Source organism: Betaproteobacteria bacterium, from assembly GCA_016720065.1.
Classification (GTDB): domain Bacteria; phylum Pseudomonadota; class Gammaproteobacteria; order Burkholderiales; family Rhodocyclaceae; genus SSSZ01.
Map to the genome: position 1 here is coordinate 107,979 of JADJXY010000002.1, position 26,999 is coordinate 134,977.

Consider the following 26,999-nt stretch of genomic DNA (forward strand, 5'->3'; position numbering starts at 1 on the left):
CCATGCAAGTCTTCAAGCTCCTTTCGGCGCTCCTCGACTACCCGACCCCCGACTTCCTGGCGGACCTGCGCCAGGCCGTCGCCGAGGCCGGGCAGGGCGGCGCCCGGGATCTGGTCCTGGGCTTCGACCGGGACCAGATCTTCTCGCCCGACGAGCGGCTGGCCATTGCGCGCTTCATCGACGACCTGCTGTCCGTCGATGAAACCGATGTCCAGTCGCGCTACGTGCAGACCTTCGACCTCACGGCCGAACACAGCCTGCACCTGACGCACCACCTCTTCGGCGAGGAAAAGACCCGCGGTCCGGCCCTCATCGATCTGACCGAGTACCTCAAGACCTTCGGCTTCACCCATCCGGAAACCGAATTGCCCGACTACCTGCCGCTGCTGCTGGAGTTCGTCTCCCAGTTGCGGGAGGACGAGGCCAAGGTCTTCCTGGGCGACGCCGGCAAGGTGCTCAAGGTCATCGCCGACAATCTGGACAAGGCCGGCAGCCCCTACGCCGCCCTCATCCGCATCATCGACAACCATGGCTCGCTGGTAAAGCTGGCGGCCTGAGGAGAAAACGAACATGGATTTCCTGCACAAGCTGATCTTCGCGGTGTATCCGTACATCGCCCTGACGGTCTTCGTCGTCGGCAGCTGGATTCGCTACGACGCCGAGCAATACACGTGGAAGACCGACTCCACCCAGCTCCTGTCCAACGCCAACATGGTGCTGGCCAGCAACTTCTTCCACATCGGCATCCTGATGATCTTCGCCGGTCACTTCGCCGGCCTCGTCCTGCCCCACAGCCTCTGGCTGGCCATGGGGGTGTCCGACATGCAGCACCAGTGGCTGGCCATCTCGGCCGGTACCGTCTTCGGCCTCATGTGCCTGATCGGCGGTTCCATCCTCTGGCTGCGCCGCATGTTCAACCCGCGGGTCCGGGCCGGCAGCCGCTATTCGGACATCTTCATCCTGTCCTGGCTGATGGTTACCCTGCTCCTGGGCCTGTCCACCATCCCGGTCTCGGTCGGCCACGCCAACCACGGCAACCCGGAAGTGATGATCGCCCTCTCCCAGTGGGTGCAGAGCATCCTCACCCTGAACCCCAAGCCTGAGTTGCTGGCGGATGTCGACGCCGTGTTCAAGGCCCACATGCTCTTCGGCATGACCGTGTTCCTGCTCTTCCCCTTCACCCGCCTCGTTCATGTGCTGACCGCGCCCATCAACTACCTGGGCCGCGCCTATCAGATCGTGCGCATGAAGCGCCGGGCCTGAGCCGGACAAAAAGCAGTTCCCGCTGTGCGCCTCAGCACGGGTGGACCTCCCTTTCCCCCCGCCCCCAGGCGGGGGGTTTTTCTTCGGCCCTCCCCATTGCCGGTCCGCCCTGAAGTTCAGGGGTCGAGGCCGAGCAGCCCGCTGACCTTGGCGCGCGGCCCTTCATCCCCTGTGGAAGCGCAGCAAGGCCGCCGTGCAGCCTTGCTTCACTTCCTCCGCGTGCCCAAGCCATGAGCGAGGCACCGGATTCCCTCCTGGTCCTGGAAAGCCCCAGCCGGCTCGCCAACCGCATCACCGCGCTCCTGGTGCTCTTCTTCATCGCCGCGGTGGTTGCCATCGGCCTCACCCTTCTGGTGTCCTGGCAGCTCGAAGGCAGTGCGGCGGCGATCAACGACGCCGGCAGCCAGCGCATGCGCTCCTATCGCATCGGCCTGCTCATGGTCGAGGGCGTGGGAGGAAAACCGGGCACCCGGGAGACCCTGCAGGAAGAACTGCAACGCTTCGACGCGGTGCTGCGCGACCTGGAATCCGGCGATCCGGTGCGCCCCATGGCCCCCCCGCGGGATGCCGACGTGGCGGCGGGGCTTTCCGCGGTGCGGCAGAACTGGCAGAGCACCGGCCGCCCCCTGGTCGAGCGTTACCTGAACGCCCAGGACGCCGCCGGCCGGTTGGCGGCCGCCGAGCTCTACGGCGACTGGGTGAGCGACTACGTGGCGGAAATCAACGCCACCGTGCTGCGCATGGAGCGTCTCTATACCTTCAATGCCAATCTGCAGCGGGTCTTCCAGATTGCCCTGGTCGTGTTGGCCGTGCTCGCCACGGCAGCCCTCATCCGCTTTTTCTTCGTTCTCGTCATCCGTCCCCTGGACCGGCTCTACGCGGGCATCCGGCGCATGGCCGACGATGATTTTTCGGTGCGCCTGCCGGTGGAAACCCGGGACGAGTTCGGCGTCGTTACCCAGGGCTTCAACCGCATGGCGGACCATCTGCAAAAGCTCTACGCCACGCTGGAGGAGCGGGTGGCGGCCAAGACCAGCAGCCTGGAATCCCGCAATCTGGAACTGGGCGTCCTCTACGAGGTGACCGCCTTCCTCAGCGAACCGGCCAGCATCGACGACCTGTGCGAGGGCTTCACCCAGCGCCTGCGCTCGGCCACCCGGGCCAGGGCCGCCTCGGTCCGGCTCTGTTCGGGTCCCGACGACGAGTTGTTCCTGGTGGCCCAGGAGGGGCTTTCGGCCGAATTCGTCGAGTGCGAGCAATCCCTTTCGCGCCATCAATGCGTGTGCGGCGAAGCCCTGGCCAGCGCGGGCCCGGTAGTGGTCAATCTGATGGACAAGCCGGCCAATCTCACCATGTCCACCTGCATCCGCGAGGGTCTGACCACGACCACGGCCTTCACCATCAGTAACGACAAAAGGGTGCTGGGCATCTACAACCTGTATTTCGATACCCCGCGGGAGTTCTCGCGGCCGGAGATCTGCCTTCTGGAAACCCTGGGCCAGCATCTGGGGGTGGCGGTGGAGAACCGCCGCCTGCGCTCCCGGGAACGGGAGTTGGCGGCCTACGAGGAGCGCAATCTTCTGGCCCAGGAATTGCACGACTCCATCGCCCAGGGGCTGGCCTTCCTCAATATCCAGGTGCAGCTTCTGCAACAGTCCCTTGATCGCCGCCGTCCCGACGAGGTCCAGGCCACCGTCGAGCAAATCCGCGAAGGCATCCACGAAAGCTACGAGGACGTGCGCGAACTCCTGGTGCACTGCCGGACCCGGGTCGGCCAGGCCGATCTGGATACTGCCATCCGCACTGCCCTGGACCGCTTGCAGACCCAGACCGGCATCACCACCGCCTTCGAGTCCACCGGCGTCGGCATCCCCTTGCCGCCGGACGATCAGGTGCAGGTCATGCACATCGTGCAGGAGTCCCTGTCCAACATCCGCAAGCACGCCCATGCCGGCCAGGTGCGGGTGCGGGTCGCGCGCAGCCCGCGGGGGACGGTCATCGCCGTCGATGACGATGGTGTCGGCTTCGACCCCGCGCAGCGGGACGAAAGCGGCCGCCACATCGGCCTCAGCATCATGCAGGAACGTGCCTTGCGGGTGGGCGGCCAGTGCGCTGTCCAGTCGGTTCCAGGCGAAGGAACCCATGTGGTTCTGACCCTGGAGCGCCGCAGCGGCAACGCAGAAAATCCAAAGGAGAGAGTGTGAACATGGAAAACAAGATACGTGTCCTCATCGTGGACGACCATGTGCTGTTCAGCCGCGGCATCAAGTCCCTGCTGCAGCGCCACCCGGAATTCGAGGTGGTGGACGACGTGTCCGACGGTCTGGAAGGCGTCAAGCGGGCCCAGAGCCTGCGGCCCGACGTCGTCCTGCTGGACTTGCACATGAAGGGCATGGCGGGGCGTGAGGCGGTCCGCTACATCAGCGAATCGGTACCGGAGACCCATGTGCTCATGCTCACCGTTTCGGAGGACACCGAGGATTTGCTCGAATGCCTCAAGAACGGCGCGGCGGGTTACCTGGTCAAGAACATCGAAACCGAGGCCCTGGTGGACGCCCTGCATCGGGTGGCCCGCGGAGAATCCGTCATTTCGCCCCAGATGACCACCAAGCTGGTGCAGGGATTCCGCACCCGGGGAACCGAGGAAGTGGCGCCGGCGGTGGAGCCAGAGAGGCTTTCCCCGCGGGAAAAGGAAATCATGGGGCGCCTCGCCCGGGGTGATACCAACAAGGAAATCGCCCGCGCCCTGGAGCTTGCCGAAAGCACCGTGAAGATCCACATCCAGAACATCTTCAAGAAGCTGCACATTTCCAGCCGGGTCCAGGCCGCGCTCTATGCCGTCGAACACGGCTACGTGGCCGGTAAGACGTAAGCAAAAAAACCCGACCCCTCGGGGCCGGGCATGGGGCCGGGCAGGGTACCGGCCGTTCCTCAGAGGAGGAAGCGTGGAAGCATCCGGAAAGTCAGGCCGGCGAAGCCGGCAGCGGGTGGGTGCGCTGCAAATGGCGGTAGGTGCACACGAGCTCCTGGGCGTGGGCCGTCTGGCCTCGTTCCAGGGCGTGTTCCATGTTTTCGATGATCATGGTGTGGAGGCGGAAAACGCCTTCCGGGCTGGTCAGGAGGGCCTCGCCCACTTCAGCTGCGACGGCGAGGGGAATGTGTTCATGCTCCGCGACCGCGGCGATTTCACCTTGGTCGAGGTCGCAATAGTCGAGTACGTCTTGCAGGGAGAGCATCGCAACTCCTTTGGCAATCAGCCAGAATGATTGTCATCGGGCCCACCGCTGGGGTGGTTGAGCGTTGTCTTTGTTGTCCCGGTCTTGGGCGTTTTTGTGGGTGACCGGCACTTCCCAGCATAGACCCGGAAATTCTCAGGTCAAGGCGCCTGAACGGCACTTCGCGGCGCCCGCCGGATTCAGTCTCCGCCACCTTCCCCTGCGGTCCCGGAATTCGTCCTGTTGCGGGCAAGCAGGCGCAGCAGTCCCTTGCGTCCCTCCTCCAGCAGCAGGGTGGTCGAGGCCACCAGGACGCTCACGCTCCATTCGGCCGTCGAAAGGTCCACGGTGCCGAACACGGCCTGGGCCGGTGTCCAGTGCACCGCCAGCGCCTGAAGACCAAGCACGGCCAGGAGGGCGAGCCAGAGTTTGCCGTTGGCGAAAAACTGAGCATTGAAGGCGCTGCCGTACTCGGCCCGGGCGTTGAATATATTGAAAAACTGAAACAGGACGAAGGTGGTGAAGGCCAGGGTGGTCGCTTTCGCCTCCTCGCCGGGCGCGGAGAGCCCCCAGGCATACACGGCGAGGGTGCCGGTCGCCATGGTGAGGCCGTAGAGGCCGATGCGCCACAGGCGTTGCCAGGAAAGGATCGAGGCGTCGGCGGCCCGCGGCTTGTCCCGCATGATTCCCGGCCGCGCCGGCTCGACGCCGAGGGTCATGGCCGGCGGGCCGTCCATGATGATATTCACCCAGAGGATCTGGATGGCCGTGAAGGGCGTGGCAAAGCCGAGGAAGGGCGCAACCAGGACGGTGAGGAGGGCGCCGATGTTGGTGGAGAGCTGGAAGCGCACGAATTTGACGATGTTGTCGTAGATGGTGCGCCCCTCCTCCACCGCGCGCACGATGGAGGCGAAATTGTCATCGGTCAGCACCAGCGTTGCTGCCTCCTTCGTTACCTCGGTGCCGGTGATCCCCATGGCTACACCGATGTCGGCCTTTTTCAGCGCGGGAGCATCGTTCACGCCGTCGCCCGTCATGGCGACGACGTGCCCCTGCGCTTGCAGGGCCTCGACGATGCGCATCTTGTGCTCGGGGGCAACGCGGGCGAAAACCGCACTTTTTTCAACCAGCAGGGCAAGTTCTTTGCGGCTCAGCCCGTCGAGATCGAGCCCTTCGTGCGTCTCGCCGCATAGTCCGAGTTCGCGGGCGATGGCGGCGGCGGTGACGGGGTGGTCGCCTGTAATCATCTTGATCTGGATGCCGGCGGCGGTGCAGGTGGTGATCGCCTGCCGCGCCTCGGCTCTGGGCGGATCGATAATGCCCACCAGGGCGAGCAGGGTCAGGTTCTCAACCCAGGGCAGCAGATCGCTGGAGGGATCGAAGGCCTCAGTGGGGATCACGCGCTCGGCCAGGGCCAGAACGCGCAGGGCCTGGCCAGCCAGCGCGTCGTTTTCGGTGATGTAGGCGGCCCGTGCCCCGGCGTCGAGGGCGATGTCCTGGTCGTCGACACGATGGCGGGACGAGCGTTCGAGCAGCACGTCCGGCGCGCCCTTGACGAAAAGGTGGACCTGCCTGCCTTCGTGGTGGAAGGTCGCCATGAACTTGGTGGCGGAATCGAAGGGGATTTCGGCAATGCGGGGCAGGTGGTCGAGGGCGCTCTCTGCGTCCAGCCCGGCCTTTGCCGCCAGGGCGAGCAGGGCGCCCTCGGTGGGGTCGCCGATCAAGCGACCATCCCGAATGCGGGCATCGACGCACAGCGCGGCAGGCAACAGCACGTGGCGAAAATCGTCGTCGCCCTCGATGGCGCCGGCGGCACCGTAACCCTCGCCGCGCACCGGGTGACGGCGGCCATGGCAATAAAGGGCCCGGGCGGTCATCTCATTGAGGGTCAGGGTACCGGTTTTGTCCGAGCAGATCACCGTGGTGCAGCCCAGGGTTTCGACGGCGGCGAGCTTCTTGACGATGGCGCTGCGTCTGGCCATGCGGTGCATGCCTAGCGCCAGGGTCACCGTCACCACGGCGGGCAGGCCCTCGGGAATCGCCGCGACGGCGAGCGCGATGGCGGTCATGGCGGTCTGGAGCAGCGCTTCGCCGCGCAGCAGGCCCATGAGGAACATCAGAGCGACGACGACACTCGCCATCAGCGCCAGACGTTTCCCCAGGCTGTCGAGCTGACGTTGCAGCGGTGTCTCGCCTTCGGCTGTTTCGGCCAGGAGGCCGGCCACACGGCCCATTTCGGTGTCCATGCCGGTGGCGGTGACCATGGCTTCCAGCCGGCCCCGGGTGAGCACGGTATTCATGAATACCATGTCGTGGCGCTCCGCCAGCGCCGATTCTTTTCCGACCGGGTCAGGCCGTTTGGCGACCGCCTGGGACTCGCCGGTGAGAGTGGCTTCCGCCACTTCGACGCTGTGGGCCGACAGCACGCGGGCGTCGGTCGGAATGCGGTCGCCGGCCTCCAGTAGCAGGAGGTCTCCGGGCACCAGTTGGGCGGCGTCGATCAGGCCGGCCTGGCCGTCGCGCCGCACCCGCGCCATCGGGGCCAGCATGTTCTTCAGGGCGGCCAGGGCCGCTTCCGCACGGTGTTCCTGGATAAACCCGAGGCTGGCGTTCAGGAGCACGACAAAGGCAATCACGGCCGCATCCGTGAGATCGCCGATCACCCCCGCCAGCACGGCGGCAGCAAGCAGGATGAGGACCAGCAGACTCCGGAACTGGTCGAAAAACTTCAGCCATGTCGGGCGCGGCGGCCTCTCGGCGAGACGGTTAGGGCCCTGGGCGGCGAGGCGCCGTGCGGCTTCTGCGCTGCTCAGGCCCTCCTTGCCGTCGCTTGCCAGCGCCTCGGCGACCGCTTCGGTCGAGAGGGCATGCCAGGCATTGACTGGATGGGATTGCATGAAGGGTTTGGTCCTGCAGGTTGGAAGTGACCCGACAAGCCCGCACGCAGGGGCAGTCGTGAGTGTCGGCGGCGAATCGCTGGTCAGTCGAGGCGTTCAGGAGCGCGCATGGCGGAGTTGATAGCCCAGATTATCCTGGAAACCTCGGTTGGACGAGCCCGTTGGTGCGTTGGGGCCGGATTCTGGCCCGCAGCGACAATGCGGCAGGTGGAGCCTTTGCCGCTGTGGGGCTTGCGGCAAGCGCTTCACCGCGCGGCATTCATCGCCACAGGCTCAAGGGCGGGTCGTTGATGACGGCGCGCAGCACATCGCTGCGCGAGACGAAACCAAGGAGCCTACCATCGTCGCCGACGACGGGCACGCCATCGACGCCGCCGGAGAGCATCGCTCCGGCCACCCGCCGGATGTCGGTGACCAGCGCGGCCGCGACGACGGGGCTGGTCATCACGTCGCGTACCCGGCGGTGGAGGGTCTCGATGACCTTGCAGCCATCGATGTCGATCACCCGCAGCAGATCGCGCTCGCTGACGATGCCGACCAGATGGCCTGCAGCGTCGAGCACCGGCGCCTGGTGGATGTGCCTGTCGCGCAGGAAGCGCCACGCCTCGGCCGCCGTGGCATCGGCCTGCACCGTGATGGCTGGACGGCTCATCACCTGGACCGCGTGGATGAGGGGGCCGCGCTCCAGATCCTCCGGCAACACGGTGCGATAGGCCTGCACCGCTTCCTGGGTCGGCCTTGGCAGCGGCGCCTCGACGCCCATCTCTTCGCCTTCCCGGGCGATCGCGCGGGCGTGTTGCGCGCGGGATAGGCGGTGCACGCGCCCCATTTCCTCCAGGGTGCCGGTGAAGACCCGTCCCGTGATGCCGTAGATCGAAAACATGCTGCTCAAAACTCCCGGGCAGGCGCGTACAGCAGGTGCCCCTGGATTCCGGGGCAAGGATAGGCCGCTGAGCGCCGCCTCACGAACGGCTGCGCCTTCGCTGTGCGACGACCCGCCACGCCCATGCCTGGGATATCAGCAGGTAGGCGGCAGCGGCGGAGAAGGTCGCCGTGATCCCGAGGCCGGCGAACAGGGGCACGCCGATGGTGCCGATGTTCTCCCAAAGACTGGCGGGATCGCTCAATGACAAGGTCGCCGCTGCGGTAGATCCCGTGGCCCAGGCCCCGAGTTGATAGGCCCCGTAGTAGAGGGGTGGGACGGTCAGCGGGTTGGTGACGAGCGTGCCGGCTGCGGCGACTGGCAGATTGACGCGTAGGAAAACCGCTGCGGCCGCCGCAAGCAGAATCTGGGCAAGCGGAATGGCAAAGCCGATGAACAGCCCGACGGCAGCGCCCAGCGCAACGCCCCGGCGCGACCAATGCCACAGCTTGGGATTGCCGAGCCAGGGCGCCAGCCGGCGCAGCGAAGGATGGGCCTCGAGCTGCTCACGGCTGGGCGTCAGGGCCCGCAATCGCCGGCTCCAGGACGTCATCATGCTCAGTCGTCCCCGCCCAGGAAGCCAAGCAGTTGCAGCAGGCTGGTGAAGAGGTTGAAGATCGAGACGAAGAGCGTCACCGTGGCCAGGACGTAATTGGTCTCGCCGCCATGGATGATGGTGCTGGTCTCATAGAGAATCAGACCGGACATCAGCAGCACGAAGGCCGCAGAAACCGTGAGCGACAGCGCTGGAATTTCGAAGAAGATCGCCGCCAGGCCGGCCAGGAAGGCCAGGAGAATGCCGACCATGAGAAAGCCGCCCATGAAGCTGAAGTCCCTCTTGCTGCTCAGGGCGTAAGCGGAAAGGCCGATGAAAATCACGGCCGTGGCCCCCATTGCCTGCATGACGATCTCGCTGCCGTTGGGCAGGCCGAGATAGCGGTTGACGATGGGGCCCAGGGTATAGCCCATGAAGCCGGTCAGGGCGAAAACGGCGAGGATGCCCCAGCCGCTGTCCTTGAGCTTATGCACGGCGAAAAGCAGGCCGAAGAAGCCACCCAGCGTGAGCAGTATCCCTGGATGGGGGAGCTTGAGCGCGGCGGAACCGCCTGCCGTGAGGGCGGAGAATGCCAGTGTTGCGGACAGAAGCAGATAGGTGTTGCGGATGACCTTGTTGCTCGCAAGAACCGACTGCGCACCTGCCTGTGGGAGAGCGATGGCGGGGCTGCCGGGGTATCTGGGGTTCATTTGCTTCTCCTTTGGGGTTGATAAGTCGCGGGGTCGGTGCGCCATGCCCTAAGGTACGAGCACGACGGGCAGGGGGCAGCGATGCATCACCTTGTAGGCCACCGAGCCGAACAGCAGGCCATCGATGCTTCCCAGGCCCCGGCTGCCGATGACGACGGCTGTGGCATGAAGCCGCACGGCCCGTTCGACGATGCGTTCAGCCGGATCGCCCAGCATCGCGTGCAAGCGCCAGGGCAAACGCGCGGCGTCCAGGAGGGCGATCGCCGGTGCTGCCGCCGCCAGCGCGCGGTGTGGGAACTCCGCCTCTGCCGCTTCCCTGGAGAGCCAGGGTTGCACATGCACGAGATGCAGGGCGCAGGCGCTCATGGCGGCAGCCTGGGTGGCCGCATGAGTCACGGCGCGCAGGGCGTTGTCCGAAGGATCCACAGCGATCAGCCAGGGACTGGCTGCCGGCGCAGCGAGCGGCGGCGTGCTGTCGTAGACCAGGCAGACGAGCCGGTGGTCGGCGTCGTGTTCGGCCACGGCGGGGGTGGGGGCAAGCGGGGCAGCGTTCATGCTTCGTCTCCTGCCGTCACGGGCTTCGCTTTTGTCAGCGCCAGACTGGCTACGACGGAGATGAGGATGATGCTGGCGACCATGGAAAGCGACCATTGAATGGGAACGTGGAACCAGGGCATGGCCAGCATCTTGCCGCCGATGAAGACGAGTACGAGGGCAAGGCCGTACTTGAGCAAATGGAAGCGTTCGGCCATGTCCGCCAGGAGGAAGTAGAGGGCGCGCAGGCCCATGATGGCGAAGATGTTCGAAGTGAATACGATGAAGGGGTCCGTGGTGACCGCGAAGATGGCCGGAATGCTATCCACCGCAAAGACGACGTCGCTCGCTTCGATGAGCGCCAGGACGAGGAACATCGGCGTAGCCCAGAGCACCCCCGCCTTGCGCACGAAGAACTTCTCGCCATGGAATTCGGGCGTGATGCGCAAATGGCTGCGCAGCCAGCGCAGCAGCGGGTTTTTCTCCAGGTCCGGCTGGGCCTCGGCGAAGATCAGCATCTTGATACCGGTGACGACCAGAAAAGCGCCGAAGACGTAGAGGATCCAGGCGAACTGCTGCACCAGCCAGACACCGGCCAGGATCATTCCGGCGCGCATCACGATGGCGCCCAGCACCCCATAGAGCAGCACGCGACGCTGCAATTCCGGCGGTACGGCGAAATAGGTGAAGATCATGACGAAGACGAACATGTTGTCCACCGACAGCGATTGTTCGATCAGGTAACCGGCGAGGAATTCGAGGGTCTTGGTTCGTGCTACCTCGGCGCCTTGGGTATCGTTCAGATACCACCAGAGCAGCCCGGCGAAGGCGAGGGCGAGGCCGACCCAGACAGCGACCCAGGCGGCCGCTTCCTTGACATGCACGCGGTGCGCCTTGCGTCCGCCGAAGACGAAAAGATCGAGGGCCAACATGATCAGCACGAAGGCAATGAACCCGGCCCACATCGGCCCCGTGGCAAAACTGATGGCAGTAGTTTCGTTCATGAAGTCATCCTGGCTGCTTGAGCCGCGCTGCCTGCGGGACGGCCCCTCGTCGCCACGGCGGGGTGGGGTCGGGGGAGAGGGCAGCGCAACGGGCGGCGAGGGTCGTCATTCGACAGAGGGCAGGCACTCAGGCGCGCATCAGCGCCATCACCTGGCTGGGGTCGAGGCTTGCCGCTTTTTGCTGTATCTGCGGCAAGTATTGCGTCTGCAACTGCCGGGCGGGCCCAAGCAGTTCGCTGAACGATGCGCGCAGGACTTCGGTGCTCATGCTGCGCCCGCCGGCGTAGTAGCGCCGGGCCACATGGCCCAGGGCATAGGTCGTGGCAAAGGAGAAAGCCACGCCGGTCGCAGCGTTGCCGATCCCGCCGAAAGTCTTGCCCGCCGCCTTGCCCAGCAGTCCCCCCAGCAGTTTTCGTCCGAACTGTTCCAGGGTCTGCGAAGTCAGCCCGACGCCGGCCGCGGCAATGAATTCCTTGATGTGCCCCTGGTCCAGGCTTACCCCGTGGGACTTGCCGATGCCATACACCAGCTTGATCTGGAGCGGGATGATCGCCATGGACGCCCAGGACTGGGGAAGCAGTTCCAGGGCGCCCGCCAGCAGCGCGTGGTTGAGGATGGACTTCTCCTGTTCGGCGTCGGGAACGACGGAGGGGGCGGGGAGCGCGGACGCTGCCGGAGGCGGCGACACGAAGCCGTTGTGCTCGACCAGTTGATCGACTTTGCCGGCGATGTGGTCGGCCTCCTCTTCAGGCAATCCAAGCGCAAGTTTCAGTTCGCCGAGGAAGCGCCGCTCGGCCTCGCCCAATCGCCCGTCGGCCTCGCACACACAGAAGGCCATCTCGTAGGCCAACTGACGCTGAGCAGAGTCCGTGAGCATCGAGGCCGCCGCGGAAAGCGGCAGACGCTTGAGGAGCACGTCCTGATACAGGCGCGACAGATCCGGGCTGCCATTCTCGTCGCCCAGATTCTCGGCAACGCGGCGCACGGCTTCGCGCTCCCTTTCGTCCTTGGCTCCATCCGCAAAAGCCGCATGGATGGCGATAGCCAGGAGAGCTCTGAGTTCGTCGTGGGTCATGGTTTTCTTGGCGAGTGAGCCCGGCGGGGCAGGCGAAATATCGGCGGGGGGAGCGCGACGTCGATCCGCTTGGCAGCGAGGCGACGTCAGGCGCTCACGAGGAGGTTGGCAAGCCGTCAGAGCCTGAGATATTTCCCAGGCTTGCCGGGCCTTATTGGACCTGCTGAATGCCCGCCAGCACCCAGCCGCCGCTGCCCTGGCGCGGCTTGACCATGTGCCAGATCTCATCGACGCTCTCGGCGGGGCCGTTGTCTTCGCGGATCTGCCCGGTAAAGCGGGTGCTCACCACGTAACGGCCGTCCTCCTCGGCCACGTCGATGATCTCGGCTTCGATGGCCACGACGTCGGTGACTTGGCTTTGACCCGTGCGCTCCGCGAAGGCGAGCTTGATTTCGGCGAACATCTCGGGAGTGGTGAATTCGCGGATGTCGTCCAGATTGCCCGCGTCGTTGGCGGCTTGCAGGCGGATGTAATGCACCTTGGCGTTACGGACGAAGCCTGCCACGTCGAAATCGGCAGGAACGTTACCGGATGAGGTGACCGCATTGGCGAGGGCGCCACCCGCCGCGGCAGCGGGCATGGCCACATCGTAGCCGCGCGCTGCGGCTTGGCCCGGCTCGATCCGGTTGGCCGCGTACTGGGACGCATGGGCCGCGCTGCTCGCATTGGCGCCGGCCAAGGCAGGGTTTTGCGCCTGGGCGCGCTTGCGCAGGAAGAAACCGACTGCGGCCATGACGACAACCGCCAGCAGCGCCATCATCATGAACGAGGCCAACTCCTCGCCAAATCCGAAGTGCGAGGCCAGCGCGGCGAGCCCCAGGCCGGCCGCCAGACCGGCGACCGGGCCCATCCACGAGCGTCCGCTACTCGCGGCGGCGGCCGGGGCAGCGGCGGCAGCCGGTGCTGCGGCGTTGGCGGGAGTTGCCTGCTTCTGGGCGGGCGAGGCGTCGGGGGTTTTGGCGGGGGGCGTCATCTCCCGTTGCATACCGGAGGATTTTCCGGAACCGAGGCGCTTGGCCGCCTCTGCGTCACCCACGCCCATGGAAAGGCCGAGGGCGACAATGACGGCAAGCAGTGAAAGGGATTTCATCGAGTTCTCCTGTGAATTGAGGTAGTACCCGAGGGAGGATAGAGGCCGCAAAAGCAAAAGAAAAACAGAATAAAGCGTACCCGGTCATCCAGAAATACTTACATTCCATCCGGTCCGGCCGGGGGATCCTGCATCAGTTGCAGGGCGATGCGCAGGCCGATGACGACATTGGCCAGGGCAAAGCCTGCCAGGATCAGGGTGATCGAGGTCGGGAAATCATGGCTGCGCAGAAGATGGGAAATCCCGGTGGAGAGCAGGTTGAGGACCACGAGCAGCCAGAAGCGGGGATTCCTGGGCTGGTAGAGGCGTGAGAGTTTCATGCTGCCGTCCCGGGGTGATCCGTCTTGCGCCCCTCCAGGGCGTCAGACTTTGGCTTTCTTGGAACCCTGGCCGCCGAACATGTCGTGCTGCGCGAATTGGCAAATTGCGGACACGATGGGGTGCGTGAGCTTGCGTTCGTTGGTGATGGCGTAGATCTGCTCGCGCACCACTTCGATGCGCCCAGCGACTTCAACCTCGTACTGGTGAGCGATGTAATCCTCGATGGCGGTGGGAGCGGCGAAGAAGCCCGCGCCCGCCTGGCCGAAGGCCATCAGCAGCGCGCTGTCGTCAAACTCGCCGACGATGCGCGGCCGCAAACGTTCGGACTCGAACCAGCGCAGCAAGCGCGAATGCAGGGCGACATCCGCACCGGGCATCAGAAATGGCTTATTGTCCAATCCCCGGGGAAACGCGGCGGCGGCCCGGGTCTGGAGCGCCGGGGCGGCAAAGATGCTGACGCCGCTTTCCCCGAGAAAATGGGCGTAGCCGCGCACGTTCACGTTGTCTGGCATGGGTCGGTCGGCGATTACCATGTCCAGCCGGTGCACGGCCATGTCGCCCAACAAGGCGGTGAGCCTTCCCTCCCGGCAGATGAGTTTGATGGGCTCGCTGCTGCCCAGGGAGGGTTCGACCAAACGATAGGCCACCATCTTGGGCACCGAGTCCGCGATGCCCACCCGGAAAGGCGTGGCTTGGGGCAAGGCGTCTTCGCGCAGGGATTCGAGAAGTTCATTGCCGAGAGTGAAGATTTGCTCGGCGTAGCTCAGCATGCGCTGGCCGGTCTCGGTCAGTTCGAGTCCCCGGCCGGCGCGGCGGAAAAGTTGCACCCCCAGCGCGTTTTCAAACTCGCTCAATTGTCCGCTGATGGACTGGGGCGTGACGTGCAGCATCTCGCTCGCCCGGGCGATGCTGCCCGATTTGGCGACCATCCAGAAATACCGTAGATGCTTGAAGTTCAATCCGGCCATGGTTATTCCTGTTCTCCCCCGAGTTGCCTCACGGCTGGTGAATGATCAGGGCGTGACGAGGGGATTGAGCAAGGCTTGCGCAGGCTATCAGGCATCGGGTTCGAACACCCAGACGGCGTAGCCGTCGCGCAGTTCGCGCAGAAGCGTGGCCAGGAGCCAGGCGGGGATGCGCAGGCGTCCGGCCTCGCGGGCGCGCTTGACGATGGAGGACCAATGGCGAACCCGGAATCCGGCCGCCTCGATGGCGTGGCGCGGGTGGGCCTCGCGGGGGGCGAAGCGGGCGCCCAGACGGCCGAGTTCGCGGCGGATGCCGCCGCCGAAGCGCCGGTTGAAGGCGCTCGTCATCAGGTCGCAGACCAGGGTGGCACGGGGCAGCGCCCGGCGCACCGCGCTGGCAGTGGCGGTGAGGGCTTCGTCCGTGAGGTACATGCTGACTCCCTCCAGAATGACCAGAGCCTCGTCGTCCCCCGCCAAGGGTGCGAGATGGGCCTCGAGGCCTTCCCGCGCGAAATCGACCCCCACGCGGACCAGGGGGTTGGGCGCCTGGGCCGCCGGCAGCCGCGCCTCCTTCAGCGCCAGCAGGCCGGGATCGTCAAATTCCCACCACCGGCCTCCGGGCAAGCGGAAGGCACGGGTGTCGAACCCGGCGCCGACGATGAAGATGCGCTGCCCCGGCCGGGCGGCAATGGTTTGCCGGGCCAGGTCATCCACCAGGCGGTGGCGGGCGACATTGCTTTCACTCGGTCCGCGGAAGCGCAGCAGGGGCGCGAGTTCGGCCCGCAGGGCGCCGTCCAGGAACAGCGCCGCCTGGCGATCACCGCACAGCGGGTGGGGGCCTTCCGCATCCGTCGCCCGCAGCAGGCAGCAGTAATAGGCAGTGCGGGCGACGGGCGGGAGAGGAGTCATCCCCGAAGCCTCGGTTGGGGCTCGTAGCGCCGCCGTTCGGGGGATGATCGCTTCGCAGTGCCGCAGAGGCCCAGAGCACAAGGCATTCCGGGCATCGACAAGCGGTCGACCGAGGTTTCCAGGATCATTGGCTACGGCCGTAGCGTCCCGTCAGGGTCGCCTTGCCCAGGGCGTTGGCGTTGATCATGAAACCGGCGATGCCGGCCGTGGTGCCCGGGGGAAGATCCAGCTTGTCCACCTTGAGGGCATAGACCGTGAAGTGGTAGCGGTGGGGCTTGTCTCCCACCGGCGGGCAGGGACCGCCCCAGCCGGGGGCGCCGAAGTCGGTCGTCACCTGCACGGCGCCGGCGGGCAGGCCGGAACCGTCACCCTTGCCGGCGCCGGCCGGCAGCCCGGTGGTGTCGGGCGGCAGATTGGCCACCAACCAGTGCCAGAAACCGCCGCCGCCGGTGGGGGCGTCCGGGTCATGGACCAGGATGGCGAAACTGCGGGTGCCCTTGGGCGGGTTTTTCCAGCTCAAGGCCGGGGAGAGGTTGCCGCCAGCGCAGCCGAAGCCCTGGAAAACCTGCGCTGACTTGATCGTTCCCCCCGGGGAAAAGTCAGGGCTGCTCAGGGAAAAGCCGCCGGCCTGGGCGGTGCCGCAGCTTGCGGCGAGGGCGAAGGCGGCGAGCGAAAGGTGGAAGGCAGGGCTGGGGCGCGGCATGGCGAGTCTCCGGGAGTGGGGTGCAAGGATTCTAAACGGGTTCGGCCGGAGCGGAAGCGCCGACGGTTGTGGCTATGTGTTGAAAAACCAGCAATTGCGTAGGGTGTGGCAGGGGAGGACAATGGACCCATGTCCAGCTTTGACGCCATCGATATCCATCGTCCGGACCTGGCCCGCAGCTATCTCCAACTGCTGGCCAGCCAGCCGGGGCGGCCCCTGGCCCTGTTCGGCCCCCGCCGGGTGGGCAAGACCTGGTTCCTCGACCACGATCTGGCCCCAGCCGCCCGGGGGGCCGGCCTCCTGCCGGTCTATGCCGATCTGTGGCTCAACAAGGCCGCTCCCCTTGAGGCGATCAATCATGCCCTGGAGGAAGCCCTCGACGATCTGCACGTGCCGCTCGGCACCATCGGGCGCCTGGCCCGCACCCCGGTCAAGAAGATCGGCGCCCTGGGGGCCAGCATCGATCTGGGCGACGAGCCCCACCGCCGCACCCTGCCCGACGATGCTGCCCTGCGCTTCGATGCCCTGGTGGTCCGCCTGGCCCTCGAACATGGCGCCCGGGTGCTCCTTCTCCTGGATGAGGCCCAGACCCTGGGGGACACGGCCAGGGCCGGCGACCTGCTCGCCACCCTGCGCGCCGTGCTCCACAAGCGCCAGGACCAGGTGGAGGCGGTGCTTACCGGATCGTCCCAGGAAGCGCTCGCCCGCATCCTTTCCGCCGCCGGGACACCCATGTACCAGTTTGCGCAACTGCTCACCTTTCCGCCCTTGGGAGACGAATTTCTGGTGCGCCTGACGGACCGCTTCGCCGAAGTGCATCACGGCCGGGCGCCGCGTCTCGACGATCTGCGCCAACTCTTCGCCCGCGTCGGCTACAAACCCGCTTTGCTGCGGGACATCGTCAAGGCCATGTCGGCCGAGGGCGAAATCGACCCGGAGGCCGGTCTGGCCCACTTCATGGCCGACGCCCGCCAAGTGGCCGGCTGGCAGGCTCTGCTCAACACCCTGGACGCCTTCGAGCGTGGTGTTCTGGTCGCCATGGCTCAAGGGCTGCCCCCCTTGGGAAAAGAGACCCGGGCGCGACTGGCAGCCATTCCCGGGGCCACGCCCACCGTAGCCAAGGTGCGAACCGCCCTGGAGAAACTGAAACGCTCCGGCCTGCTTACCCGAACCGGCAGCGGCCTGGGCCTGGAGGACGAACTGTTGGCCGAATACCTCGCCGCGAGGGGCGGCGGTCGCTGATTCCCATGGATGGATCCCTGCCGGCGCAGACGCACGAGGAGGCCTGGGAAGCGCTTTCCGACCTGTTTGTCGATAACGAAGTCGACATCGCCGGGATTGCGGCCCGCCTTGCCGGGATTCCGCCGGACCTGCTTGAGGAAATCCTGTTTGACGAAGTCGCCCCTTATTGCGCGCCCAACCTCCTCGCGCCGGTACCCCCGGTATGGTCGGGTTTTGCCCGGGAACCGCTGCTTGCCGGGATCAAGGCCCAGTTGCAACAGCGCCGCCACTCGCGTCTCCGCGCACTCGCCGCCTGCCTGAGCGGGCGGTTCTGGCGCTGGCGGTACGCCCGCGAGTGGCGCGAATTGCGCCAATGCCTGGCCCGTGGAGCCGACGCGAACTTCGGTTAGGGTCCGACCCAGGCCGGCGCCAGCCCGAGGCCGCGTCGGCTTGCGCGGTGAGCGCTGGCCTGGCGCAGGTCGCCCGATTCGCGTGAGGCGCGCCGTCGCGTTGGGCTCCAGACTCTGTCGGCATGGCTTTTGAGGACGGCGTAGTGAGCCTCTCCGCCAAGTGCGGCAGAGTATTCATGCTTGCCGTCATGCACGCCGCGCGTTAATATGCGCCAATGGCGATCAAGAGCTTCAAATGCAAGGACACTGAGGCGCTTTTTCGCGGCGAACGTGTTCCTCGTTGGGTGAATGTTGAGCGGCCTGCACTTCGCAAGCTGGAGCAACTGGACTTGTCCGCTGTCCTTGAGGATCTGCGAGTTCCCCCTGGCAATCCGCTGGAAGCCTTGAAGGGAAGCCGTAAGGGCCAGCACAGCATCCGGATCAACGACCAATGGCGCGTTTGCTTTGCTTGGACGCCGGAAGGACCAAAGAACGTCGAGATCGTCGACTATCACTGAAGGAATTCGATCATGCGTACCCTTCCTCCTGTTTCCCCCGGCGAGATGCTGGAAGAGGAATTTCTCAAGCCCCTCGGCCTGACGAAATATCGCTTGGCCAAGGACATCGGTGTGCCCCCTCAACGCATTGGCGACATCGTTGCCGGCAAGCGGGCCATTACCGCCGATACTGACCTTCGGCTGTGTCGGTATTTCGGACTTAGCGATGGTTGGTGGCTGCGAGGGCAGGCCAACTACGACACCGCGATCGCCCGTGAAGTCATGGGCGAGACGCTCTCGCGCATTTCCCGCTGTCCCCTGCTGGCTGCCTGATCCCACGGTGCAAGGTCAGGTCATTCAGCCAAGAGGCCGCCTGCACTTTCCCCAAGGGGCAAGCCCCTGTCCGCCCGCGCGTGAATTGCACCTGTCGTCGCTCCGGCACCTTGTGGGCGGGGGCCTTTGCGTCGGCCTGCCGGTCGGCGGAGGGATCGTTCCAACCCGGCCCGCCGGAGGACCAGCGAAGCGCCGGCCGCGGGCCGGTCCGCCCTATTCGCGCCAAGCGCTGAAGACGAAGTCCTTGTCCTTCTGTGCCCGGTGACAGGCGTGACAGTCCGCCTGGGCCTTGGCGTCGAGGCTTCCCTTGCCGGTCTTGGGGTCGAAGACCTGGTAACCCCAGCCATGGGTGGCGCGGAACTTCCGGCTGTCCTTGGCCATCACCAGCACGGCCTTGCGGGCACCTTCGCTCACCGCGTTATCCTTATCCACCGCTTCGAAGAGGTCGAAGACGATCACCGCGCCGTCGGCGAAGCGGCCGGCCTTGTAGCCCGCCAGGGCCTTGGGGTTGGCGTAGAGGTGATGCAGGCCGCCCACCGCGTCGTAGAGGGGGTGGCCCTTGTTGAGGAGCATGGATTTGACGTGGTCCCAGTGGCGGAATCCGGTCGGATAGCCCACATCGGCGAGGGCGGGAAGGCTGGCGGCGGCGAGGAGCGAGGCGAAGACGAGGCTGCGGGTCATGATGATCTCCTTGGGGTTGGCTGGGAATTCGGTATCGAATCGATACAAAAAAAGTATCGGCTTTCACTCCACGCTCTGTCAACATAGTTTTTAATCGATACTATTGCGCCATGGCCGAGTCCCCCCTGCATTCCCTTCTACTCTGTCTTTCCCGCGCCCTGCAGCACGAGCAGCGGCAGGCCGCCCTGGGCGGCGGCCTGCTGCCGGTGCAATGGGCAATCCTGGCCTATCTTCGGGACGCCAACCGTTACAGCAACACCCCCCAGGCCCTGGCGGAGTACCTCTCCCTGACCAAGGGCACGGTGTCCCAAAGCCTCAAACTCATGGAATCCCACGGCTGGATCACCCGCAGCGGCGACGCCTCCGACCGGCGCATCGTCCGCCTCGCCTTGAGCGAAGCCGGGCGGGCCCACCTCGCCCCTGCGGCAGAAGAGGCCTGGCTGGCGGCCATCGCGGCGCTTCCGGCCCCCGATCAGGTCACGGCGGAGCATGCCCTGCGCCGGCTGCTGGCCGGCTGGCAGCACATCCGGCAGGGGAGAACCTTCGGCGTCTGTCGCAGTTGCCGGCACTTCCACCCCGGTTCGCCGGAACACCGCTGCGGCCTCACCGGCGAGGCCCTGAGCGACGAGGACAGCACGCGCCTGTGCCGGGAGCACGAACTGGCCTTGCCCGCACCATGAGCGCATCCACCGCGTCGTGAGTCGCTTTCCGGTCCACCCTTCCTCGCGCCCCGCGCACCCCTGAGCATGGCTGCCTTCCGCCTTCCCCCGCTGCACGCCCTGGCCGCCTTCGAGGCCGCCGCCCGCCATCTGTCTTTCCAGAAAGCCGCCGACGAACTCTGCGTCACCCAGTCGGCCATCAGCCACCGCCTGCGGCAACTGGAGGACGACCTGGGGGTGAAGCTCTTCCTGCGCATCAGCCGCAATGTGGCCCTGACGCCCCAGGGCGAGGCCTACCTCATTGCGGTCAGGAAAGCCCTGGTCGATATCGAAGTGGCGACCCGGGGCATCGCCCGGGCGGCGCGGCACACCCTGCGGGTCAGCGTCGCCCCCGGCATCGGCGCCAAGTGGCTGGTCACCCGGCTGGCCGATTTCCAGCGCGCCCACCCGGAGACCGACCTCATCCTTTCCGCCTCGATGCACCTGGCCGACATCAAGTCCGGCGAGATGGATGTCGGCGTGCGTTACGGCAACGGCCACTGGCCGGGTCTCCTGGCCCTCAAGCTGAGCGACGAGGTGCTCATGGCCGTGTGCGCCCCCGCCTATCCGGCCGGAATCGGCGGACTCAGTCAGCCCGCGGACCTAGCCCGGGCTCAGTTGCTCCGTCTGCGCCACGGCAGCCTGCCGTGGAAAACCTGGTTCGAGGCCGCCGGCCTGGACTGGCCAGAACCCACCGGCGGCATGCAGTTCGACGACCCGGTCATGCTGCTGGAAGCCGCGGCAGCCGGCAACGGCGTGGCCCTCAGCGCCGGCAAGCTGGTGGAGCCCTACATCGCCGCCGGCACCCTCATGCAGCCCTTTGCCATCACCCCCCGGGACCGCGGCTACCACGTCGTGCTGGCGCCGGAATCCCGGGAAAAGCCCTGGGTGATGGCCTTCGTGGATTGGCTGGTGCAGACGGCCCGGCAAGACGCTCAGGGCGCCAGGGCGACCTGACGGGGAGCCTCGCCCAGGCTCAGGCGGTGCTCTCCCCGGCGGGTGGCGACGATCAACAGCCTCTCGGCCCGCCGGCACTCCAGCCCGGTGATCTCCCCGCCGCGATGCACTGGCTGCGCTGCGACGCGTCCCTGGGCGCTCTCCCGATACACCGCCAGGCGGTTCCGGTCGGTGAAGAAAGTGGGCGCCTGGGCACCGCAGGTGGCCAGCAGGGAGCGCTCCGGGTCGTAGCCCACCACGCGGCGCTGGTCGGTGGCCCGGGCCACCGCCACCAGAAGGACGATGCCCAGGACGGTCAACAGGGTCAGGCCGATGCGGCGGGAAGCGGTTTCGGGGTTCATGGCACTCTCCTCACGGGATGACGAGGCCATTGTGCCGAGGCAGGAACGCCCGTGGGACGAGGGATTTTCATCGTCCGCAAGAAAGAAATTCATGGAAGACGGGCCGCAGCGAAATCACGCGCAAGCCGGCGAATCCTGCGGCGCCTCCGGGCTCCCGAGTCCCGCGGGGCGCGCTAGCGCGGGACGGGAAAAATCGGCTTGACGCCCAGCTTCTTGATGGTTTTGCGAAATCCCCGGTAGGTCTGGCTGCCCAGGTGAACGATGAACAGGCGGACGGGGTAGGGACCGGTGGCCAGGGCCTTGCACATGGCAGGGCCTTTGTCGCCCAGGGTGAAACGCCGGGTCTCGAAGGTCAGGACGTAATCCGGGACATCGGGGTCACTGGCCAGGATGCGGCGCAGCAGATAGGCGTTGCGCACGTATTTGCCGTCGCGGGCGACCAGGGCGGCGATTTCCGCCACCACTTCCGCGGGTAGTTCGGCGGGGGCGAGTTGGGCCTTGGGCGGCAGGCTGGCGAGTTCCTGCTCGACCCGCTGCTCGTAGTCGGCGCGCTCCTGCCAGCGGCGGCGGTGGGCCTCGGCTGCGGCGGGATCGCTCTCCTGGGCATGGCGCCAGAGAATTTCGCAACCGCTCAAGGTGGCGCCGGGGTCGGCGGTCATCACAGCCTCGATGTCCTCGGCGCCTTCGGGCTCGCCCGCTTCCAGCCGCAGCCGTCCGCGCAGGAAACGGGCCGAGAGATGCTGGGGCTCCACCGCCAGCAGGGCCTCGACCTCGGGCCGCAGGTCGGTGGCGGGGTCGAGTTCCTGCATGAGACGGATGCGCTCCCAGCGCTCACCGGGGGCAAACCCGGCCTGTCCGTCCAGTTGGCTCAGGCGTGCGCGGCATTCGGTCAGGTGGCTGTGGCGGGCCTGCCAGCGCTCTGCGACAGTCTGGCGCCAGGTCTGATCCAGGTCGGCCTCGATGCGGGCGAGCGAGCCGGCTAGCCAGACCGTCGCGGCGCTGTGGTCCAGGGAGGGAGGCGGACGGGGCGCTGTGTCATCTCCGGCCATGGCGGCAAGCCGATCCCGCAGACAAGGGTGGGTGTCGTGGTGGTCGGTGACGCGTTTCAGGGCGCGCTCCAGGCAAGCCGCGCTCCCCAGTTCCAAGGGGCTGGCCGCCGCCAGTTGCGCCCAGCGGCGGCTGCGGTCGGCGATGGGCTCCGATTGCCTGGCGGCCGTGCGGTCTATCTCCGGCCAGAAGCGCTCCTGCTCCACCAATCCGGCGATGTTGATGCGGACCAGGGCCTGGCTGGCCACGTTGCTGCCTACGACGTCCGCGGAGAAGCGGTCGGCAGCGTATTCGTGCTGCCGGGCGAGGACGAAGGTGTAGGCGTTGAAATAGGGGGCATACCAACGGAAGAGTCGGGCGATGAGGCGGGAGCCCCAGTCGTTCCACTGCTCGGAGAGCGCCTGCAAGCGGCCCCAGGCGGCGCGCAGGCGATAGATGAAGCCTCCCAGGCGGCCGTGGCAGCCGGCCAGGTGGCCGTACTCGTGGGCCACCACGGCCAGGGCCTCGGGTTCTTCCAGGGCCTGCAGGAGCGGCAGCCCCAGAATGAGGATGTTCTTTTCCCAACCGAAGAGACCGAAGCGGGGGTGTTGGACGATGGCCGCGTTGAGTTCGTCAGTGACCAGGACGGTATGGATGCGCGGGCCACGGAGCCGGCTACGCAGGGCGTCGAGGTGGGCGAAAAGGGCGGGCGCCTCGCCACGGGTCAGGGGGCGGCCGGCGGGGTGGGGAAAACGGGCGAAGAGCAGGGTAAAGGCGGCGCGCACCATGGCCCAGGCGGGCAGGACAAGGAGGATCAGGAGCTTGCCCAGCTTGGCGATGAAAATCAGTGCCTTGCCTCCGCTGGCGACCACGGCAAAAACCAGAAGTGCCAACGCCAGAAGTGCCAGGGCGGTGAGCCCGATGGCCAGGCCGAGAATCAGGAAGCCCAGGAGGGCGACCCCGACCACGGCCCGCACATAGCGGGCGGGTGCTCGGCGGGCGGTATCCTCCAGGCGGGTGATGAGGGCGTCGTAGCGGGCGAGGTCCATGGCATGTCCATAAGGCGGAAACGATGCCATTGTATTCTAGTATGCCGAATGCGAAAACCCTGTGGCGCGGGTCATCGCCAGGGCTCGATGCGCGGGGGGCCTCAGAGGTCTCGCGTCTTGTCCCGCTCGATCAGGGCGTAGGCGGAGTGGTTGTGGATGGACTCGAAGTTCTCGGATTCCACCACGTAGGCGGCGATGCGGTTTTCGGCATTGAGGCGGGCGGCGACATCGCGCACCATGTCTTCGACGAATTTGGGATTGTCGTAGGCCCGCTCGGTGACATATTTCTCGTCCGGTCGCTTGAGGAGCCCGAAGAGTTCGCAGGACGCTTCGGCCTCGACCAACTGGACGATTTCCTCGATCCACACGAAGTCGTGGCAGCGGGCGGTGACGGTGACGTGGGAACGCTGGTTGTGGGCGCCGTACTCGGAAATCTTCTTGGAGCAGGGGCACAGGCTGGTGACCGGCACCACGACCTTGACCGAGGTGGCGATCTGGCCGTGGCAGATGTCGCCGATCAGGGTGACGTCGTAGTCCATCAGGCTGGGCACGCCGGAAACCGGCGCCAGCTTGTTGATGAAGTAGGGGAAGTTCATCTCGATCTGGCCGGTCTGGGCTTCCAGCTTCTCGACCATTTCCCGCAGCATGGCGGGGAAATTCTCCACCGAGATTTCGCGTTCGTGGCTGTTGAGAATCTCCACGAAGCGCGACATGTGGGTGCCCTTGAAGTTGTGGGGCAGGCCGACGGTCATGTTGAAGACGGCGATGGTGTGCTGGGTGCCGGCGGACTTGTCCTTGACCCGGACCGGGTGGCGGATGGCCTTGATGCCGACCTTGTCGATGGCGATCTGGCGGGTGTCGGTGGAACCCTGGACATCGGCCATGGGCGAGGGGGCTTGGGGTGCGTTCATGCTTTCAGTGTCCTGCGGCCTGCCGCGCCGCGATGGCGCGGACGATGCCGTCCTTGTCGAGGCCGAGTTCCGCGAGAAGCTGGCCCTGGTCGCCGTGGTCGACGAAGCGGTCCGGGAGTCCCAGGCGGAGCAGGGGGGTGGCAATCCCCTTGTCTTCCAGAACCCGCGCCACTTCCGACCCGGCACCGCCGATGGCGGCATTTTCTTCGATGCTGACCAGGAGCGAATGGTTCCCGGCCAACTCGGCCACCAGGTCGGCGTCGAGGGGCTTCACGAAGCGCATGTTGGCGACCGTGGCGTCGAGCGCCTCGCCGGCTGCCAGGGCGGCGGGAAGGACGCTGCCGAAGGCCAGCAGGGCGACCTTCTGGCCCCGGCGGCGGATTTCCGCCTTGCCGACGGGCAGGGTGTCCAGGTTGTTGCCGGGAAGCGCGCCAGTACCGCCGCCGCGGGGGTAGCGCACGGCGGTCGGGCAGTCCAGATGGAAGGCGGTGGACAGCATACGGCGGCATTCCGCCTCGTCCGCCGGGGTCATGATGACCAGGTTGGGGATGCAGGCGAGGTAGGAAAGGTCGAAGGTGCCGTGGTGGGTGGGGCCGTCGGCGCCCACCAGGCCGCCCCGGTCGATGGCGAAGACCACCGGCAGGTTCTGCAGGGCCACGTCGTGCACCAACTGGTCATAACCGCGCTGCAGGAAGGTGGAGTAGATGGCCACCACCGGCTTCAAGCCCTCGCAGGCCAGCCCGGCGGCAAAGGTGACGGCATGCTGCTCGGCGATGCCCACGTCGTGGTAGCGGTCGGGGAACTGCTGGGCGAAGCGGACCAGGCCGGAGCCTTCGCGCATGGCCGGGGTGATGCCCACCAGCCGCTTGTCGGCGGCCGCCATGTCGCACAGCCAGTCGCCGAAGACCTGGGTATAGGTGAGTTTGCCGCCGCCCTTGCCCGAGGAAGCAGGGATGCCTTCCACGGGGCAGAATTTGGCCACGCCGTGGTACAGGATGGGGTCCGCCTCGGCCAGCTTGTAGCCCTGGCCCTTCTTGGTGATGACGTGGAGGAACTTGGGACCCCGCATCTGGCGCAGGTTGTCCAGGGTGGGGACGAGGGCGTCCAGGTCGTGGCCGTCGATGGGGCCGTAGTAGTGGAAGCCGAATTCCTCGAACAGGGTGCCCGGGGTGATCATGCCCTTGACGTGCTCCTCGGCGCGGCGGGCGAGTTCGAGGAGCGGCGGGGCGAAACCCAGCATGTGGCGGGCACCCTGGCGGGCGGCATTGTAGGTCTTGCCCGACATGAGGCGGGTGAGGATGGTGTTGAGCGCTCCCACCGGCGGAGAAATGGACATTTCGTTGTCGTTGAGGATGACCAGCAGGTCGGCCCCGGCGACGCCGGCGTTGTTGAGGGCCTCGAAGGCCATGCCGGCGGACATGGCGCCGTCGCCAATGATGGCCACGGCCTTGCGCCCCTCCCCCTTCAGCTTGGCGGCGAGCGCCATGCCCAGGGCGGCGGAAATGGAGGTGGAGGAATGGCCGACGCCGAAGGTGTCGTAGGGGCTCTCGGAACGCTTGGGGAAGCCGGACACGCCCCCCGCCATGCGCAGCCGGTCCATGCCGGCGCGGCGGCCGGTGAGAATCTTGTGGGCGTAGCACTGGTGCCCCACGTCCCAGACCAGGCGGTCCTCCGGCGTGTCATAGACATAGTGCAGGGCGACGGTGAGTTCGACGGTGCCCAGGTTGGAGGACAGGTGGCCCCCGGTGCGGGAGACCGATTCGATGAGGAACTGGCGCAATTCGTCGGCCAGTTGGGGCAACTGCCGGCGCTCCAGGCGGCGCAGGGCAGCCGGATCGCCGACGGTGTCGAGCAGCGGAAAGGTGGGCATGGTCAGAACTGCCGGTGGCAGATGAAGTCGGCCAGTTGCTGGAGGCGGGCGGCGCGGAGACCGCAGGGGGCGAGGGCGGCCAGGGCGTCCGCGCGCAGTTGGCGGGCGTAGTCGCGGGCCCCGTCAAGTCCCAGGAGGCTGACGTAGGTGGGTTTGTCGGCGGCTTCGTCCTTGCCCGCAGTCTTGCCGAGGGTGGCGGTGCTGGCCGTGCAATCGAGAATGTCGTCTACGACCTGGAAAAGCAGGCCGGCGCGCTTGGCGAAACGATCCAGACCCTCGCGTTCCTCCGCGGCCAGAAGGCGGCCGCTGAGGGCGCCCAGCAGCACCGCGGCACGGATCAGGGCGCCGGTCTTCAGGGCGTGCATCAGCTCCAGTTCCGGTTGCTCCAGGGCGTGGCCGACCGATTCCAGGTCGATGGCCTGGCCGCCGGCCATGCCGCGGGAACCCGAGGCGTGGGCGAGGAGGGCGATCATTTCCAGTTGCCGGGCGGGCTCGGCGAGGCCGGGGCGGGCGAGCAGCTCGAAGGCCAGCGTCTGGAGGCTGTCCCCCACCAGGAGGGCGGTGGCTTCGTCGTATTCCACGTGGCAGGTGGGGCGGCCGCGGCGCAGAACATCGTCGTCCATGCAGGGCAGGTCGTCATGGACCAGGGAATAGGCGTGGATCAGCTCGACGGCGCAGGCGGCGGCGGCCAGAGGCTCCGGCGCCGCCCCGCTCACCTCGCCGGCGGCGAAGACCAGCAGCGGACGCACCCGCTTTCCGCCCCCCAGGGTGGCATAGCGCATGGCGCCGTGCAGGCGGGCGGGGATGTTGGCGGCAGCAGGCAGGCTGGCCGCGAGGGCAGCCTCGACGCATTCCTGGGTGCTCGCCATCCACGCGGTGAAGG

The 26,999-nt window shown here is 66.6% G+C and carries 29 protein-coding genes; 10 read left to right on the forward strand and 19 right to left on the reverse strand.

All coding sequences use genetic code 11. The features are described 5' to 3' along the window. Positions 1 to 2: 2 nt before the first annotated feature. From narJ to IPM73_03610, 4 genes are all read left to right on the forward strand, one after another. Positions 3 to 557 carry a nitrate reductase molybdenum cofactor assembly chaperone gene (gene narJ / locus IPM73_03595; protein MBK8917150.1) on the forward strand — a complete coding sequence of 185 codons (555 nt, stop codon included), beginning with the start codon at positions 3 to 5 and terminating at the stop codon, positions 555 to 557. 13 nt (positions 558 to 570) lie between these two features. Further along, positions 571 to 1,263 carry a respiratory nitrate reductase subunit gamma gene (narI, locus tag IPM73_03600; protein ID MBK8917151.1) on the forward strand — a complete coding sequence of 231 codons (693 nt, stop codon included), beginning with the start codon at positions 571 to 573 and terminating at the stop codon, positions 1,261 to 1,263. A gap of 230 nt (positions 1,264 to 1,493) precedes the next feature. Beyond that, positions 1,494 to 3,467: a type IV pili methyl-accepting chemotaxis transducer N-terminal domain-containing protein gene (locus IPM73_03605; protein MBK8917152.1), complete on the forward strand. Its 1,974-nt coding sequence runs from the start codon at positions 1,494 to 1,496 to the stop codon at positions 3,465 to 3,467. 2 nt (positions 3,468 to 3,469) lie between these two features. Then, positions 3,470 to 4,135 (forward strand): response regulator transcription factor, encoded by a 666-nt coding sequence (locus IPM73_03610; protein ID MBK8917153.1) that lies wholly within the window; start codon positions 3,470 to 3,472, stop codon positions 4,133 to 4,135. A gap of 91 nt (positions 4,136 to 4,226) precedes the next feature. Here the strand turns inward: IPM73_03610 and IPM73_03615 are convergent, their stop codons facing one another. The 13 genes from IPM73_03615 to IPM73_03675 form a co-directional block, all read right to left on the reverse strand. Next, positions 4,227 to 4,499, reverse strand: a complete 273-nt coding sequence (locus IPM73_03615) for a hypothetical protein (GenBank protein MBK8917154.1) — start codon at positions 4,497 to 4,499, stop codon at positions 4,227 to 4,229. A gap of 179 nt (positions 4,500 to 4,678) precedes the next feature. Further along, a complete protein-coding gene (locus IPM73_03620) occupies positions 4,679 to 7,375 on the reverse strand; it encodes an HAD-IC family P-type ATPase (GenBank protein MBK8917155.1) in 2,697 nt (898 codons plus the stop codon). 259 nt (positions 7,376 to 7,634) lie between these two features. Beyond that, positions 7,635 to 8,258: a CBS domain-containing protein gene (locus IPM73_03625; GenBank protein ID MBK8917156.1), complete on the reverse strand. Its 624-nt coding sequence runs from the start codon at positions 8,256 to 8,258 to the stop codon at positions 7,635 to 7,637. A 79-nt stretch (positions 8,259 to 8,337) separates the two neighbouring features. After that, the gene (locus tag IPM73_03630; protein MBK8917157.1) at positions 8,338 to 8,850 is read right to left on the reverse strand and encodes a DUF2062 domain-containing protein; all 513 of its coding nucleotides are present in this window, start codon (positions 8,848 to 8,850) and stop codon (positions 8,338 to 8,340) included. A 5-nt stretch (positions 8,851 to 8,855) separates the two neighbouring features. After that, on the reverse strand, positions 8,856 to 9,542 hold the full coding sequence (locus tag IPM73_03635) for a Bax inhibitor-1/YccA family protein (GenBank protein ID MBK8917158.1): 687 nt from the start codon (positions 9,540 to 9,542) through the stop codon (positions 8,856 to 8,858). Between the two features lie 48 nt (positions 9,543 to 9,590). Continuing rightward, positions 9,591 to 10,097: a universal stress protein gene (locus IPM73_03640; protein ID MBK8917159.1), complete on the reverse strand. Its 507-nt coding sequence runs from the start codon at positions 10,095 to 10,097 to the stop codon at positions 9,591 to 9,593. Next, a complete protein-coding gene (locus IPM73_03645; GenBank protein ID MBK8917160.1) occupies positions 10,094 to 11,041 on the reverse strand; it encodes a TerC family protein in 948 nt (315 codons plus the stop codon). Before IPM73_03645 ends, IPM73_03640 begins: the two co-directional genes overlap by 4 nt. 166 nt (positions 11,042 to 11,207) lie before the next feature. Then, positions 11,208 to 12,383 carry a DUF533 domain-containing protein gene (locus IPM73_03650; GenBank protein MBK8917161.1) on the reverse strand — a complete coding sequence of 392 codons (1,176 nt, stop codon included), beginning with the start codon at positions 12,381 to 12,383 and terminating at the stop codon, positions 11,208 to 11,210. Next, positions 12,307 to 13,245 carry a Tim44 domain-containing protein gene (locus tag IPM73_03655; GenBank protein MBK8917162.1) on the reverse strand — a complete coding sequence of 313 codons (939 nt, stop codon included), beginning with the start codon at positions 13,243 to 13,245 and terminating at the stop codon, positions 12,307 to 12,309. The genes IPM73_03650 and IPM73_03655 overlap by 77 nt, the downstream gene beginning before the upstream one ends. A gap of 98 nt (positions 13,246 to 13,343) precedes the next feature. Then, entirely contained in the window at positions 13,344 to 13,565 is a 222-nt protein-coding gene (locus tag IPM73_03660; GenBank protein ID MBK8917163.1) for a hypothetical protein, read from the reverse strand. 42 nt (positions 13,566 to 13,607) lie between these two features. Then, complete coding sequence (gene nhaR, locus IPM73_03665) at positions 13,608 to 14,534, reverse strand: transcriptional activator NhaR (protein ID MBK8917164.1); 927 nt, start codon at positions 14,532 to 14,534, stop codon at positions 13,608 to 13,610. Between the two features lie 87 nt (positions 14,535 to 14,621). Further along, a complete protein-coding gene (locus IPM73_03670) occupies positions 14,622 to 15,440 on the reverse strand; it encodes a class I SAM-dependent methyltransferase (GenBank protein ID MBK8917165.1) in 819 nt (272 codons plus the stop codon). A gap of 124 nt (positions 15,441 to 15,564) precedes the next feature. Then, positions 15,565 to 16,143, reverse strand: a complete 579-nt coding sequence (locus IPM73_03675) for a YbhB/YbcL family Raf kinase inhibitor-like protein (protein MBK8917166.1) — start codon at positions 16,141 to 16,143, stop codon at positions 15,565 to 15,567. Between the two features lie 129 nt (positions 16,144 to 16,272). On the opposite strand from IPM73_03675, the gene IPM73_03680 reads away from it, so the two are divergent. The 4 genes from IPM73_03680 to IPM73_03695 all read left to right on the forward strand — a co-directional run bounded on the left by IPM73_03680 (position 16,273) and on the right by IPM73_03695 (position 18,583). Continuing rightward, positions 16,273 to 17,385: an ATP-binding protein gene (locus tag IPM73_03680; protein MBK8917167.1), complete on the forward strand. Its 1,113-nt coding sequence runs from the start codon at positions 16,273 to 16,275 to the stop codon at positions 17,383 to 17,385. A gap of 5 nt (positions 17,386 to 17,390) precedes the next feature. Beyond that, positions 17,391 to 17,774, forward strand: a complete 384-nt coding sequence (locus IPM73_03685) for a hypothetical protein (GenBank protein ID MBK8917168.1) — start codon at positions 17,391 to 17,393, stop codon at positions 17,772 to 17,774. A 215-nt stretch (positions 17,775 to 17,989) separates the two neighbouring features. Continuing rightward, positions 17,990 to 18,271 carry a type II toxin-antitoxin system RelE/ParE family toxin gene (locus tag IPM73_03690; GenBank protein MBK8917169.1) on the forward strand — a complete coding sequence of 94 codons (282 nt, stop codon included), beginning with the start codon at positions 17,990 to 17,992 and terminating at the stop codon, positions 18,269 to 18,271. A 12-nt stretch (positions 18,272 to 18,283) separates the two neighbouring features. After that, a complete protein-coding gene (locus IPM73_03695) occupies positions 18,284 to 18,583 on the forward strand; it encodes a HigA family addiction module antidote protein (GenBank protein MBK8917170.1) in 300 nt (99 codons plus the stop codon). 213 nt (positions 18,584 to 18,796) lie between these two features. On the opposite strand, the gene IPM73_03700 is transcribed toward IPM73_03695, so the two are convergent. After that, positions 18,797 to 19,264, reverse strand: a complete 468-nt coding sequence (locus tag IPM73_03700; GenBank protein ID MBK8917171.1) for a cytochrome P460 family protein — start codon at positions 19,262 to 19,264, stop codon at positions 18,797 to 18,799. 110 nt (positions 19,265 to 19,374) lie between these two features. On the opposite strand from IPM73_03700, the gene IPM73_03705 reads away from it, so the two are divergent. Then, positions 19,375 to 19,944, forward strand: a complete 570-nt coding sequence (locus tag IPM73_03705) for a MarR family transcriptional regulator (protein ID MBK8917172.1) — start codon at positions 19,375 to 19,377, stop codon at positions 19,942 to 19,944. A gap of 66 nt (positions 19,945 to 20,010) precedes the next feature. After that, a complete protein-coding gene (gcvA, locus tag IPM73_03710; protein MBK8917173.1) occupies positions 20,011 to 20,919 on the forward strand; it encodes a transcriptional regulator GcvA in 909 nt (302 codons plus the stop codon). On the opposite strand, the gene IPM73_03715 is transcribed toward gcvA, so the two are convergent. The 5 genes from IPM73_03715 to IPM73_03735 all read right to left on the reverse strand — a co-directional run bounded on the left by IPM73_03715 (position 20,898) and on the right by IPM73_03735 (position 26,985). Further along, positions 20,898 to 21,260 carry a hypothetical protein gene (locus IPM73_03715; protein MBK8917174.1) on the reverse strand — a complete coding sequence of 121 codons (363 nt, stop codon included), beginning with the start codon at positions 21,258 to 21,260 and terminating at the stop codon, positions 20,898 to 20,900. The genes gcvA and IPM73_03715 overlap by 22 nt on opposite strands. Before the next feature lie 173 nt (positions 21,261 to 21,433). Further along, positions 21,434 to 23,335, reverse strand: a complete 1,902-nt coding sequence (locus tag IPM73_03720; protein ID MBK8917175.1) for a M48 family metalloprotease — start codon at positions 23,333 to 23,335, stop codon at positions 21,434 to 21,436. A 101-nt stretch (positions 23,336 to 23,436) separates the two neighbouring features. Further along, positions 23,437 to 24,246: a GTP cyclohydrolase I FolE2 gene (locus tag IPM73_03725; GenBank protein ID MBK8917176.1), complete on the reverse strand. Its 810-nt coding sequence runs from the start codon at positions 24,244 to 24,246 to the stop codon at positions 23,437 to 23,439. Between the two features lie 4 nt (positions 24,247 to 24,250). Then, positions 24,251 to 26,116, reverse strand: a complete 1,866-nt coding sequence (gene dxs / locus IPM73_03730; GenBank protein ID MBK8917177.1) for a 1-deoxy-D-xylulose-5-phosphate synthase — start codon at positions 26,114 to 26,116, stop codon at positions 24,251 to 24,253. A 2-nt stretch (positions 26,117 to 26,118) separates the two neighbouring features. Beyond that, complete coding sequence (locus IPM73_03735) at positions 26,119 to 26,985, reverse strand: polyprenyl synthetase family protein (protein MBK8917178.1); 867 nt, start codon at positions 26,983 to 26,985, stop codon at positions 26,119 to 26,121. Positions 26,986 to 26,999: the final 14 nt, after the last annotated feature.